The 13,006-nt window shown below is 73.8% G+C and carries 10 protein-coding genes; 6 read left to right on the forward strand and 4 right to left on the reverse strand.

What is annotated here, in order from left to right; translation table 11 throughout:
* The first annotated feature begins 3 nt into the window (after positions 1-3).
* The gene (locus ABT160_RS03840; RefSeq protein WP_351643143.1) at positions 4-1,197 is read left to right on the forward strand and encodes a WD40 repeat domain-containing protein; all 1,194 of its coding nucleotides are present in this window, start codon (positions 4-6) and stop codon (positions 1,195-1,197) included.
* Here ABT160_RS03840 and ABT160_RS03845 read toward each other — a convergent pair.
* The 4 genes from ABT160_RS03845 to ABT160_RS03860 all read right to left on the reverse strand — a co-directional run bounded on the left by ABT160_RS03845 (position 1,172) and on the right by ABT160_RS03860 (position 5,434).
* A complete protein-coding gene (locus ABT160_RS03845; RefSeq protein WP_351643146.1) occupies positions 1,172-1,690 on the reverse strand; it encodes a protein-tyrosine phosphatase family protein in 519 nt (172 codons plus the stop codon). The genes ABT160_RS03840 and ABT160_RS03845 overlap by 26 nt on opposite strands.
* 157 nt (positions 1,691-1,847) lie before the next feature.
* Positions 1,848-2,630, reverse strand: coding sequence for an SDR family NAD(P)-dependent oxidoreductase (locus ABT160_RS03850; RefSeq protein WP_351643147.1), 783 nt, complete (start codon positions 2,628-2,630; stop codon positions 1,848-1,850).
* A 98-nt stretch (positions 2,631-2,728) separates the two neighbouring features.
* Positions 2,729-3,505, reverse strand: coding sequence for a hypothetical protein (locus tag ABT160_RS03855; RefSeq protein ID WP_351643150.1), 777 nt, complete (start codon positions 3,503-3,505; stop codon positions 2,729-2,731).
* Positions 3,506-3,754: 249 nt separating this feature from the next.
* Positions 3,755-5,434 carry a PucR family transcriptional regulator gene (locus tag ABT160_RS03860; RefSeq protein ID WP_351643152.1) on the reverse strand — a complete coding sequence of 560 codons (1,680 nt, stop codon included), beginning with the start codon at positions 5,432-5,434 and terminating at the stop codon, positions 3,755-3,757.
* A gap of 311 nt (positions 5,435-5,745) precedes the next feature.
* On the opposite strand from ABT160_RS03860, the gene ABT160_RS03865 reads away from it, so the two are divergent.
* From ABT160_RS03865 to ABT160_RS03885, 5 genes are all read left to right on the forward strand, one after another.
* Positions 5,746-6,636, forward strand: a complete 891-nt coding sequence (locus ABT160_RS03865) for an FAD binding domain-containing protein (protein ID WP_351643155.1) — start codon at positions 5,746-5,748, stop codon at positions 6,634-6,636.
* A 2-nt stretch (positions 6,637-6,638) separates the two neighbouring features.
* Positions 6,639-7,241, forward strand: a complete 603-nt coding sequence (locus ABT160_RS03870; RefSeq protein WP_351643158.1) for a (2Fe-2S)-binding protein — start codon at positions 6,639-6,641, stop codon at positions 7,239-7,241.
* A gap of 2 nt (positions 7,242-7,243) precedes the next feature.
* The gene (locus ABT160_RS03875; protein ID WP_351643160.1) at positions 7,244-9,643 is read left to right on the forward strand and encodes a xanthine dehydrogenase family protein molybdopterin-binding subunit; all 2,400 of its coding nucleotides are present in this window, start codon (positions 7,244-7,246) and stop codon (positions 9,641-9,643) included.
* Positions 9,644-9,948: 305 nt separating this feature from the next.
* Positions 9,949-11,388, forward strand: coding sequence for an NCS2 family permease (locus ABT160_RS03880; RefSeq protein ID WP_351643162.1), 1,440 nt, complete (start codon positions 9,949-9,951; stop codon positions 11,386-11,388).
* A gap of 123 nt (positions 11,389-11,511) precedes the next feature.
* Entirely contained in the window at positions 11,512-12,648 is a 1,137-nt protein-coding gene (locus ABT160_RS03885) for an XdhC family protein (protein ID WP_351643164.1), read from the forward strand.
* Positions 12,649-13,006 lie beyond the last annotated feature (358 nt).

A 13,006-nucleotide genomic window follows, 5' to 3' on the forward strand; every position in this document is an offset into this window, starting at 1 on the left:
GGCGTGCGTGACGAGGCGGACCGGGACACGACCGGCCGCGCCGCCGTGTGGGGCGCGGCCAACCGGCTCGGCGTGGTGGCCGGGACCCCCGGCGAACTGATGGCGGCGCTCCTGGCCGCGGGCCTGGCCTGGGACCCGGAGGCCCTGGCGGACGACCCGGGCCCGGACACCGGCCCGGGCGGGTGCGGCGCCGACCTGGACGACCCGCGCGCCGTGTGCGCCGCCGCCCCGCTGGAGGTCACCGCGGCCTACGAGCGCTCCGGCGACCCGCACGGCGGGCTGCGCCCCGCCTGGCTGCGGGCCGGGCAGTCGCTGATCCGCGACCAGGACCCCGGCCGCCGCGCCCTGGTCCTGCTCACCGCCCTCGGCGACGGCGCCGACCCCCGGCTGCGCCCGGCCCTGCGGGAGCTGGCCCGCGCCGAGGAGTTCGAGGTGTCCTGGGCCAGGGTGCGGGACGACACGGCGCCGCCCTGGCCCGGGCCGGTCGCCGCCCTGGCCGTCGGGCCGGGCGGCCCCGTCGCGGCCGACGACCACGGCCTGGTCCGCACCCTGGACGCCCGCACCGGCGCGCCGCTCGGCGACGCGGCCCCGAGCGGCAGGCGCGTCAAGGCGCTCGCCCCGTTCCCCGACGGGACGCTGCTGCTGCTCGACGAGCGCGGCCGGGCGCTGCGGCCCGTCGGACGCGGCCCCTCCGCACGGCTCGCCGACGCGGTCGCGGCCACCCTGGAGCGCCACCCCTGCACCGCGCTCACCGCCACCGGGGGGCTCGTGGTGGCGGGGGACCGGATGGGTTCGCTGCACGCCTTCGGTCACGCGGGCGTGGAGCAGGCCGCCGTGCACGCGGGCCGGGTCACCGCCCTGGCCGTGGAGCCGGGCGGGGGCGCCGGGGAGCCGCCGGTGGTCTTCAGCGGCGGCGCCGACGGGGCCGTGCGCGCCTGGGTGCCAGGCCGCGCCCCGGCCCGCAAGTCCGTCGTCGAGCGCGGCTGCCCCGTGCGCGCCCTGCACGCGGCGCACGGCGCGCTCGCGGTGGCCTGGGCCGACGGCCTGGTCGCCGTGCACCCCCAGGAGGCCGGAGTGGTACGGGAGTTCAGGCCGGGGCCCGCGGTGCGCGCGGTGGCGGTGCTGGCGGGGGAGCGGGTGGTCGTGGGCACGGCCGAGGCCGTGGCGTGCCTCAGATGGGCGAGTCCAGGTCGGTGAGCAGCCGGGCCACCGACAGGCCCGTGTCCAGGTACTCGACGAACGTCTCGTTGTGCAGCGCCCACGGCGAGCGGCGGCGCCGGATCAGGGCGATCGCCTCGTAGGGGTCGAGCCCGCCCAGCTCGATCAGCGCCTGCGCGGTGACCAGGCCCGAGCGGTTGTAGCCGGAGAAGCAGCGCACCAGCGTGGGGCGCCCGGCCCGGACCGCCTCGGCGGTGGCGTGCGCCGCGTCCAGCACCTGGTCGATCTGGTGCGGCCCCAGCGGGCCGTCGGGAATCTCGTGGATCAGGTGCGGGACGCCCGGCGAAGGACCGTGTCCGGAGCGCGCGTAGAGGCTGACGACCAGGCCGAACTCCGCCTCGGGGACGGCCGCCTGGAACTCGCCGCGCTCGTCGGTCCAGTAGTGGCCGCCCATCCAGAGGTGCTGGATGACCTCGTCCCAGGGACTGCGCGGAGCCGGGACGTCCCGGTCCTTCTGACGGGTCCTCGCCATGGCGTTCCCCCTTTGCCGTCCCCTCAACGTACGGACGGGGGGCGGGAGTTCCCGTACCGGGGAGCGGACGCGGTACGGATCCGGCAGCCGGGCCCGTGCCGCGCGCCGGACCCGGCGTCCCCGTACCGCGCGACCTGCCCCGGGCCCGGCGCCCTCGTCAGGTCGCCGAGAAACCGCCGTCCACGAACACCGTCTGGCCGGTGACGTAGCGCGCGGACTCGCTCGCCAGGAACACCGCGATCCCCTGGAAGTCCTCCAGTTCGCCGTTGCGCCCCGCCATCGTGCGCCCCGCCAGGGCCGCCACCCGCTCCGGGTCCTCGAAGACCGGGCGGGTCAGCGGGGTGCGCACGAAGCCGGGGGCGATCGCGTTCACGCACACCCCGTGCCGCGACCAGGCCTCCGCCTGGGAGCGGGTGAGCGCGCTGACGGCGGCCTTGGACACCCCGTACGCCCCGCTGTTGCCGAAGGCGCGGACCGACTGCTGTGAGGCCAGGTGGATGATGCGGCCCCAGCCCCGGCGGGCCATGCCCGGGCCGAAGCGCTGCCCGAGCAGGAACGGGGCGTCCAGGTTGACGGCCATCGTGGTGTCCCAGTCGGACTCGGAGAGCTGCTCCAGCGGCGGGCGCAGGTTGACCCCGGCCGAGGCGACCAGCACGTCGGGCTCGCCGAACGGCTCCACGGCCCGCTCGGCGGCGGCCCGCAGCGCCTCGCGGTCGCCGACGTCCGCGGCCACCGACGCGGCCTCGCCGCCCGCGTCCCGTACCGCCGTGACCGCCTCGGCCAGCCGCGCCTCGTCGCGGCCGAGCAGCACGACCCGGGCCCCGGCCGCGGCCAGGGCCTGCGCGATGGCCCGCCCGATGCCGGAGCTGGCGCCGGTCACCAGCGCCGTGCGGCCGTCGAGCCCGAACTGTTCCCGCAGGAAGGAAGGTGCGTCGTTCATGCCCGCCATCCTGGCCGGGCCCCGCGCGCGGTGATCGTCCGGGGCCGCCGGGAGCCGGGAATCACCCGGTTCGCGCCCCGGGCTCCCGCACGCGCCCGCTACGCCGTGGCCGGGCGGGGCGGCGGGACCTGGTTCAGCCGCCGGGCCAGCCAGGTCGGCACGCCGTCGAGCAGCCGGAACAGCCGCGCCGCCTCCGCGAGCAGCCGGCCCGACTCGGGCTCCGGCTCCGCGTCGGCGAGGGCGGCCAGCGCCGGGGCCGTACCGACCAGGTAGCCCAGCTCCTCGCGGATCCGCAGCGACTCCGCGAAGCCGTGCCGGGCCTCCGCCAGCTCGCCCTCGCGCAGCGCGAGGCCGGCCAGGTGGCGCCAGGTGGAGGAGAGCAGCAGCGGGTCGTCGTGGGCGGTCGCGCCCGCGTGCGCCCTGCGGTACGCGGCCCGGGCGGCCTGCGGCGAGTCGCCCAGGTTCTCCGCGATCAGCCCGCGCCGGAAGTCCAGCAGGGCCCGCCCCGGGGCCTCGGGCGGGATCAGCGCGGCGGCCCGGCCCAGCGCCGAGCGGGCCTCGTCGGCCCGGTCCCGTACGCCGAGCAGGGTGGAGGCGTAGGCCAGCGCGCCGCGCTCGCAGGCGGCGGCGCCGCGCTCCTCGTCGCCCTGGGCGACCGCCTCGGCGGCCCGCAGCGCGTCCTCGGCCTCGGGCCAGCCGCGCTCGGTGTACAGGCACTGCTCGACCAGCAGCGCCGCGCGCTGCAGCGCGGCCGCCGGGTCGGCGGCGCGGGGGGCGAGCAGTGCGGCTGCGTCGGTCCAACAGCCGCGCGAGCGCAGCCGCCATACCGCGGTCTGGAGTGGATCGGGAGCCGCTGTCGTTCCGGAACCAGACATGGCGGTATCCGCCACATTGCCCTCCCCGAGCGCGCCATTGTGCTGTTGAGTGGATGCATCTCAGCACGGATCGGGCGGCTGGGCCAAGGGGTCAGGTGAAAAGTTTCACAATCTTGGGTGGTGGCGCGGGCCGTCGCTCGCACGGATCGCCGAGGGCGCCGCTCCTGTTCGGAAGCGGCGCCCAACTCGCCCTCAGAGGGCGACAGTTCGAAGATCAGATCGAGGCCCCGGGAGCGGGGCCCCGGTCGCTCAGCTCATCCGCAGGGCCAGGAAGAAGTCCAGCTTGTCCTCCAGGCGGGACAGGTCACGGCCCGTCAGCTGCTCGATGCGCCCCACCCGGTAGCGCAGCGTGTTGACGTGCAGGTGCAGCCGGGTCGCGCAGCGGGTCCAGGACCCGTCGCAGTCCAGGAACGCCTCCAGCGTCGGGATCAGCTCGGCGCGGTGGCGCCGGTCGTAGTCGCGCAGCGGGTCGAGCAGCCGTGCCGTGAAGGCGCGGCGCACGTCGTCGGGGACGAACGGCAGCAGCAGCACGTGCGAGGCCAGCTCGTGGTGCCCGGCCGCGCAGACCCGGCCGGGGCGGGCCGCGGCCACCCGGCGGGCGTGCCGGGCCTCCTCCAGGGCGCCGCGCAGCCCCTCGGCGGAGTGCACGGCGGCGCTGACGCCGATGGTGAGCCGGCCGTCGTCGGCCAGGCCCGCGGCCAGCGGCTCGCGCACCGCGGCCAGCAGCACGTCCGCGTGCAGCCCCGCGTCGGCCCCGCCCTCCGCGTCGGGCGCGGGCACCGCGGGCAGCGGCACCAGCGCGATGGCCTCGTCGCCGGTGTGCGCCACCGCGATCCGGTCGGCGGTGTCGGCGCCGCTGGCCGCCGGGTCCACCAGGATCTCCTCCAGGAGCGACTGGGCGACCGGGCCGCCCGGCACCGCGCCGCCGTCCGCGCCCCACTCGACCCGGGCCACCACGACCTGCCAGTGCGGGGCGGTGCCCAGGCCGGGCAGCAGCACCGGGGCGGCCACCCGGAGGCGGGCGGCGATCTCGGCCGGGGCCGCGCCGGTCTGCACCAGCTCCAGGACCTCCTGGGCGAGCCTGCGCCGGACCGTACGGGCCGCGTCGCGCCGGTCGCGCTCCACCGCGATCAGCTGGGTGACGCCCTGGAGCAGGTCCAGGCGGGCCGCGGGCCAGTCGGAGGCGTCGGCCTCGACGGCGAGCAGCCAGTCGGAGAGCACGGTCTCCCGCACGTCGCGCGAGGCCGGAACCGCACCCCGTCCGGTGTTACGGATCGGGAAGAGCGAGTACGTGCTCCCGCCCGTGCTCACCCGGTGCGGCCCGCGCCGCCCGGTGCGGGTCGCGGCCAGGTGCTCACCGGCCAGCGAGGCGCTCAGCGCGGGCGGCAGCGGCTCGCTCGCCCCGGCCACCTGGCGGCCCGTGGGGGACAGCACCCAGGCCCGCAGGTCCAGGTCGGAGCCGAGGAGGTCCAGGACGACCTCCGGGCCGCCACCGGCCGGTCCCGAGGTCATCAGGCGCCTGTGGCGATCCACAACGGCGGCCAGGTCCCCGGCCCGCTCGCCCGACACCTGGCGCACCACGTGCTCGGTGATCGTTGCGAAAGCTACCGATTCGTTTACTGCGAACAGGGGAAGCCGATGGCGCAAACACGCCGCCACCAGATCGTCGGGAACGTCCCCCAGCTCGGCCTCGCCGGCCGCCAGGCCCGCCACCCCGGCACTCGCCAGGATCCGTACGAACGGCTCCGAGTCATCGGCGTCGCGCCGCCAGGCCAGACCGGTCAGGACGAGCTCGCCGCCCGACAGGTAGCGGCTCGGATCCCGTAGATCCGTAGTCATCACGCCACGGACCGTGCGGTCCAGCTCGTCGTCGCCGCCGAGCAGCCGCAGCCCCAGCGCGTCGGTCTCCAGCAGTGCGCGCAGCCGCATCTTCTCGCCGTCCGATCTCTCTCGTGGTGGTCCTTGGAACGGGCCCAGTAGGTGTCTCGTTGTCGATGGTGACCCGTGGCCACGGTTTCCTCCGGAAAACGGAGGGGTTACTGAGCTTCGCCTTTCGTTCGAATCTACAAGACGAGGAAGGCGACCAGCCAACTCCTTCATGGTTTCGGTGACTGCACCGGGTGGACGACGGCGGCGTGTACTTGGCCCACACCGCGTTAACACCACATGAATAAGAAGTCGAGGGCCGGCCGTCCCCCGGGGCCTCAGCGAACGACCCGATACGTAGAAGAGAGCCACTCATGGACTTCCTTCGCCCCGCCAGCTGGGAGGAGGCGCTCGCCGCCAAGGCCGAGCACCCCACCGCTGTGCCCATTGCGGGTGGCACCGATGTCATGGTCGAGATCAATTTCGACCACCGGCGGCCCGAGTACCTCCTGGACCTGAACCGCATCGACCTGCTGACCCAGTGGGAGGTCGGGGAGGAGGACGTCCGTCTGGGCGCCTCCGTTCCGTACACCCAGATCATGGAGCACCTGAGGACCGAGCTGCCGGGTCTGGCGCTCGCCTCGCACACCGTGGCCTCGCCGCAGATCCGCAACCGCGGCGGTGTCGGCGGCAACCTGGGCACCGCCTCCCCGGCCGGTGACGCCCACCCCGCGCTCCTCGCGGCGGGCGCGCAGGTCGAGGTCGAGTCGGTGCGCGGATCGCGGCTGATCCCGATCGACGAGTTCTACACCGGCGTGAAGCGCAACGCGATGGCCCAGGACGAGCTGATCAAGTCCGTGCACATCAAGAAGGCGGACGGCCCCCAGCAGTACTCCAAGGTCGGCACCCGCAACGCCATGGTGATCGCCGTCTGCGCGTTCGGCCTGGCGCTGCACCCCGAGACCCGTACGGTCCGCACCGGCATCGGCTCCGCCGCCCCCACCCCCGTGCGGGCGAAGGCGGCCGAGGAGTTCCTGAACGCCGCGCTCGACGAGGGCGGCTTCTGGGACAGCGGCAAGATCATCACCCCCTCGATCGCCAAGCAGTTCGCCGAGCTCGCCTCCGGCGCCTGCAACCCGATCGACGACGTCCGGGGCACCGCCCGGTACCGCCGCCACGCGGTGGGCATCATGGCCCGCCGCACGCTCGGCTGGACCTGGGAGCAGTACCGCGGCAGCGGCCGCACCCTCGAAGGAGCTGCATAACCATGCGCGTGAATTTCACGGTCAACGGCCGTCCGCAGGAAGCGGACGACGTCTGGGAGGGCGAGTCCCTGCTGTACGTCCTGCGCGAGCGCATGGGCCTGCCCGGTTCCAAGAACGCCTGCGAGCAGGGTGAGTGCGGCTCCTGCACCGTCCGCCTGGACGGCGTCCCGGTCTGTTCCTGTCTGGTCGCCGCCGGCCAGGTCGAGGGCCGCGAGGTCGTCACCGTCGAGGGCCTCGCCGACTACGCGACCCACCGCCAGGACGCCCACCCGGGCGGCGGCTGCGCCTCCGGCGCCTGCGGCACCTCGCTGGACTCCGCGCAGCGCTGGCAGGCCAAGCCCACCGACTCGCAGACCGGCGAGGGCGGCGAGCTCTCCCCGATCCAGCAGGCCTTCATCGACGCGGGCGCCGTGCAGTGCGGCTTCTGCACCCCGGGCCTGCTCGTCGCGGCCGACGAGATGCTGGAGCGCAACCCGTCCCCGACGGACGCGGACATCCGCGAGGCGCTCTCCGGCAACCTCTGCCGCTGCACCGGTTACGAGAAGATCCTCGACGCGGTCCGCCTGGCGGCCGCGCGCCAGGAGCGCCAGGGAGAGGCGGTCTGACGATGGCTCAGAAGACTGTTCCGGCCGGCACGCCCACCAGCGTCAGCCAGAAGTCGCAGACCAAGGGCGGCATCGGCGAGTCCACGCTGCGCCCCGACGGCACGCTGAAGGTCACCGGCGAGTTCGCGTACTCCTCGGACATGTGGCACGAGGACATGCTCTGGGGCCAGACGCTGCGCTCCACCGTGGCCCACGCCGAGATCCGCTCGATCGACATCTCCGAGGCCGTCGCGATGCCCGGCGTGTACGCCGTGCTGACCTATGACGACCTCCCGGCCGAGGTGAAGAACTACGGCCTGGAGATCCAGGACACGCCCGTCCTGGCCCACGGCAAGGTGCGCCACCACGGCGAGCCGGTGGCCCTGGTGGCCGCCGACCACCCGGAGACCGCGCGCCGCGCCGCCGCCAAGATCAAGATCGACTACGTCGAGCTGCCGCTCATCACCGACGAGGCCTCGGCCACCGCGCCCGACGCGATCCTGGTCCACGAGGGCCGCGACGACCACCACATCGGTCACGTGCCGCACCCCAACATCGTGCACCGCCAGCCGATCGTCCGCGGGAACGTGGAAGAGGCCCGCGAGCGGGCCGACGTGATCGTCGAGGGCGAGTACACCTTCGGCATGCAGGACCAGGCCTTCCTCGGCCCGGAGTCCGGCCTCGCCGTGCCCTCCGAGGACGGCGGCGTCGACCTCTACGTCGCCACCCAGTGGCTGCACTCGGACCTCAAGCAGATCGCCCCCGTCCTCGGCCTGCCCGAGGAGAAGGTGCGCATGACGCTCTCCGGCGTCGGCGGTGCCTTCGGCGGCCGCGAGGACATCTCGATGCAGATCCACGCCTCGCTGCTCGCGCTGCGCACCGGCAAGCCGGTCAAGATCGTCTACAACCGGTTCGAGTCCTTCTTCGGCCACGTGCACCGCCACCCGGCGAAGCTCTACTACGAGCACGGCGCCACCAAGGACGGCAAGCTCACCCACATGAAGTGCAAGATCGTCCTGGACGGCGGCGCCTACGCGTCGGCCTCCCCGGCGGTCGTGGGCAACGCCTCGTCCCTCTCGGTCGGCCCGTACGTGATCGACGACGTCGACATCGAGGCCATCGCGCTCTACTCCAACAACCCGCCCTGCGGCGCCATGCGCGGCTTCGGCGCGGTCCAGGCGTGCTTCGCCTACGAGGCGCAGATGGACAAGCTCGCCGCCAAGCTGGGCATCGACCCCGTCGAGTTCCGCCAGCTGAACGCGATGGAGCAGGGCACGATCATGCCGACCGGCCAGCCGGTCGACTCCCCGGCCCCGGTCGCCGAGCTGCTGCGCCGCATCAAGGCCCGCCCGCTGCCGCCCGAGCGCCAGTGGGAGACCGCCGGCCAGGGCGCGGACGTCCGCCAGCTGCCCGGCGGCCTGTCGAACACCACCCACGGCGAGGGCGTCGTGCGCGGCATCGGCTACGCGGTCGGCATCAAGAACGTCGGCTTCTCCGAGGGCTTCGACGACTACTCCACCGCCAAGGTGCGCATGGAGGTCATCAACGGCGAGGCCGTCGCCACCGTGCACACCGCGATGGCCGAGGTCGGCCAGGGCGGCGTCACCGTGCACGCCCAGATCGCCCGCACCGAGCTCGGCGTCACCCAGGTGACCATCAACCCGGCCGACACCCAGGTCGGCTCGGCCGGATCGACGTCGGCCTCCCGCCAGACGTACGTCACCGGCGGCGCCGTCAAGAACTCCTGCGAGCTGGTCCGCGAGAAGGTCCTGGAGATCGGCCGGCGCAAGTTCGGCTCGTACCACCCGGCCTGGGCCACCGCCGAACTCCTGCTGGAGGCCGGCAAGGTCGTCACCGACGGCGGCGAGGTCCTCGCGGACCTGGTCGAGCTGCTGGAGGACGAGGTCGTCGAGATCGAGGCCGAGTGGCGCCACCGCCCCACCGAGGCCTTCGACCTGCGCACCGGACAGGGCTTCGGCCACGTCCAGTACTCCTTCGCCGCGCACCGCGCGGTCGTCGAGGTCGACACCGAGCTCGGCCTGGTCAAGGTCATCGAGCTGGCCGTCGCGCAGGACGTCGGCAAGGCGCTCAACCCGCTGTCCGTCGTCGGCCAGATCCAGGGTGGCACCACCCAGGGCCTGGGCGTCGCGGTCATGGAGGAGATCATCGTCGACCCCAAGACCGCGAAGGTGCGCAACCCCTCCTTCACGGACTACCTGATCCCGACCATCCTCGACACGCCGACCATCCCCGTCGACGTGCTGGAACTGGCCGACGAGCACGCGCCGTACGGACTGCGCGGCATCGGCGAGGCCCCCACCCTGTCGTCCACCCCGGCCGTCCTCGCGGCGATCCGGGCGGCGACCGGACTGGAGCTCAACAAGACGCCGGTGCGCCCCGAGCACCTGACCGGCACCCTGTAGGACCCGCGGGACCCGGGCCGCTCGCCCGGGTCCCCGCCGGGACCCCGGCCCCCGTCAGGGCCCCGGTCCCGCCCCAGGCTCTCCGGGTGGCGCGCGCCTCCCACGGAACGTCACACTTCCCCGCCCGCGCCGCCCGGAGCAACCCCCACACCCGAACCGCACCGCTCGCGGTCGGGAGCATCCCCGTACCACCCCGTTCGTCTCGGGCCGTCCCCCGGGTCGTGCAGCCCACCCAAATCCCGCAGCTCGCCGCCTCGTCGTCGAAGTTCCAGCGGGTGCCCCTTTGAACCTTGGGAGTAGGCACCATGACCCAGTCGTCAGTGGAGCCGAAGACCGTCGCACAGGACGCGGGCAGTGGCTCGCGCGTCCCCGCCGGCAGGTCTTGGCTCGACCGGTACTTTCACATATCCCAGCGAGGATCGACCGTCGCCCGCGAGGTGCGCGGAGGCATCACCACCTTCATGGCGATGGCCTACATCCTGCTGCTCAACCCGCTGCTCCTCGGCGGCGAGGACGTCCTCGGCCACAAGCTCAGCCAGCCGGCCCTGATCACCGCCACCGCCCTCGCGGCGGCCGTGACCACCCTGGCGATGGGCCTCATCGGCAAGGTCCCGCTCGCGCTCGCGGCCGGCCTCAGCGTCTCCGGCGTGATGGCGACCCAGGTCGCCCCGGACATGACCTGGCCGCAGGCCATGGGCATGTGCGTCATCTACGGCGGCGTGATCATGCTCCTGGTGGTCACCGGCGTCCGCGAGATCATCATGAACGCCATCCCGCTCGCGCTGAAGCACGCGATCACCATGGGCATCGGCCTCTTCATCGCGATGATCGGCTTCGTCAACGCCGGCTTCGTCGGCAAGGGCGAGGGCGGCCCGGTCACCCTCGGCGTCGGCGGCCACCTGGCCGGCTGGCCCGTGCTGCTGTTCTCGGTCACCCTGCTGCTGATCTTCATGCTCCAGGCCCGCAAGGTGCCCGGCGCCATCCTGCTGGGCATCGTCGTCGGCACCATCGTCTCGGTCATCGCCACCTCCACCGGCCTGATCAGCGAGAAGGAGTGGGGCGGCAAGGCCCCCACGCTGCACGGCAACTTCGTGTCGATGCCCAACTTCGACCTCATCGGCAGCGTCGAGTTCGGCGGCTGGGGCAAGCTCGGCGTCACCACCGTCGGCATGATCGTCTTCACCCTGGTCCTCGCGGGCTTCTTCGACGCCATGGCGACCATCATCGCCGTCGGCCAGGAGGCCAAGCTCGCCGACGACAAGGGCCGCATGCCCGGCCTGAACAAGGCGCTCTTCATCGACGGCGCCGGCGGCGCGATCGGCGGCGTCTCCGGCGCCTCCGGCCAGACCGTCTTCATCGAGTCGGCCACCGGCGTCGGCGAGGGCGCGCGGACCGGCCTGTCCGCCACGGTCACCGGCCTGTTCTTCGCCGCCTGCCTGTTCTTCACCCCGCTCACCCAGCTCGTCCCCGGCCAGGTCGCCTCGGCCGCCCTGGTCGTCATCGGCGCGATGATGCTGCAGAACGCCCGGCACGTGGACTGGACCGACTGGTCCGTCGCCGTCCCGGTCTTCCTGACGGTCGTCCTCATGCCGTTCACGTACACCATCACCACCGGTGTCGGCGCCGGCGTCATCGCCTACTGCGCCATCAAGGGCGCCCAGGGCAAGTGGAGGGAGCCGGGGGTCTTCATGTGGATCCTCTCGGCGGTCTTCGTCTTCTACTTCGCCTCCGGCACCGGACACTGATCACGAGAACCGCACCAGCGCACCACTGACAGCCACCAGGTGCCCCGGGAACCCTCCCGGGGCACCCGGGAACATCCCGGGCCCCACCGGGGTTCCCCGGACGTACCAGGAACGGAGACGACCATGCTGGACATCGCCGACGAGCTGAACCGGTGGGTCGAGCAGGGCCGCGACTTCGCCGTCGCCACCGTGGTGGCCGTCGGCGGCAGCGCGCCCCGCCAGCCCGGTGCGGCGCTCGCCGTCGACGCCGACGGCACGGCGATCGGCTCCGTGTCCGGAGGCTGCGTCGAGGGCGCGGTGTACGAACTGTGCCAACAGGCCCTCGAAGACGGCGAGACCGTCATGGAGCGCTTCGGCTACAGCGACGAGGACGCCTTCGCGGTCGGCCTGACCTGCGGCGGCATCATCGACATCCTCGTCACCCCGGTCCGCGGCGGGGTCTACCCCGCCGCCCTGGCCGCCGCCGTCCGGGGGGAGGCGGCGGCCCTCGCGCGCATCACCGAGGGCCCGTCCGACCTGATGGGCCGGGCCCTCCTGGTGCGCCCCGACGGCAGTTACGAGGGCGGGCTCGGCGGCCACCCCGAACTGGACCGCACCGCCGCGTCCGAGGCGCGCGCCCTGCTCGACGCGGGCCGCACCGGCACCGTGACGATCGGCGAGGACGGCTCGCGCTGCGGACAGCCGCTCACGCTCCTGGTCGAGTCGTCCGTCCCCGCGCCCCGCATGATCGTCTTCGGGGCCATCGACTTCGCGTCCGCGCTGGTACGGGTCGGCAAGTTCCTCGGCTACCACGTCACCGTCTGCGACGCCCGGCCCGTCTTCGCCACCAGGGCCCGCTTCCCCGAGGCCGACGAGATCGTCATCGACTGGCCGCACCGCTACCTGGAGGCCACCACCACGGACGCGCGCACGGTCCTGTGCGTGCTCACCCACGACGCCAAGTTCGACGTGCCGCTGCTGAAGCTGGCCCTGACGCTCCCGGTGGCGTACGTCGGCGCGATGGGCTCGCGCCGCACCCACGTGGAGCGCAACGAGCGGCTGCGCGAGGTCGGCGTCACCGAGCTCGAACTGGCCAGGCTGCGCTCGCCGATCGGCCTGGACCTCGGCGCCCGTACGCCGGAGGAGACCGCGCTGTCGATCGGCGCGGAGATCGTCGCCAACCGGCGCGGCGGCACCGGCGTGTCGCTGACCGGCGCGCACACGCCGATCCACCACGACGGCCCGAGGGCGCCGGCGGGGCGGATCGGTTCGGTGGCCTGAGGACCCGCTCGCGGGGGCTTCCGGGCTTCCGGTCCTCCGGGCTCCGTCGCGTCGGGGCCCGCTGGCTCCGACGGAAATTCGGTTGCGGCGGACCGGACGCCGCACGTCTCATGGGGGCGTCACCGGGTAGCGCACCGCGCCCGGGGGCGTCCCCGTATGACGTGATGCGTGACATGTCACGGTGTGACGTGACCTGTCACGCGACAAGGTGGTGTTGTATGCCCAGTGCCCCGTGGAACCGCCCTCGCACCCGGGGAAGGGCTCCCGCGAGCCCGCGGCGCACCGGCTGAGACCGGCACCCGCGGACCCGCGCGGACGCGAACTCCCCTGCTGTGAGGCGGCGTCGACCTTCCACGCT

Origin of the sequence: Streptomyces sp. NPDC001941, assembly GCF_040296945.1 — a bacterium.
In the GTDB taxonomy this organism is placed as follows: domain Bacteria; phylum Actinomycetota; class Actinomycetes; order Streptomycetales; family Streptomycetaceae; genus Streptomyces.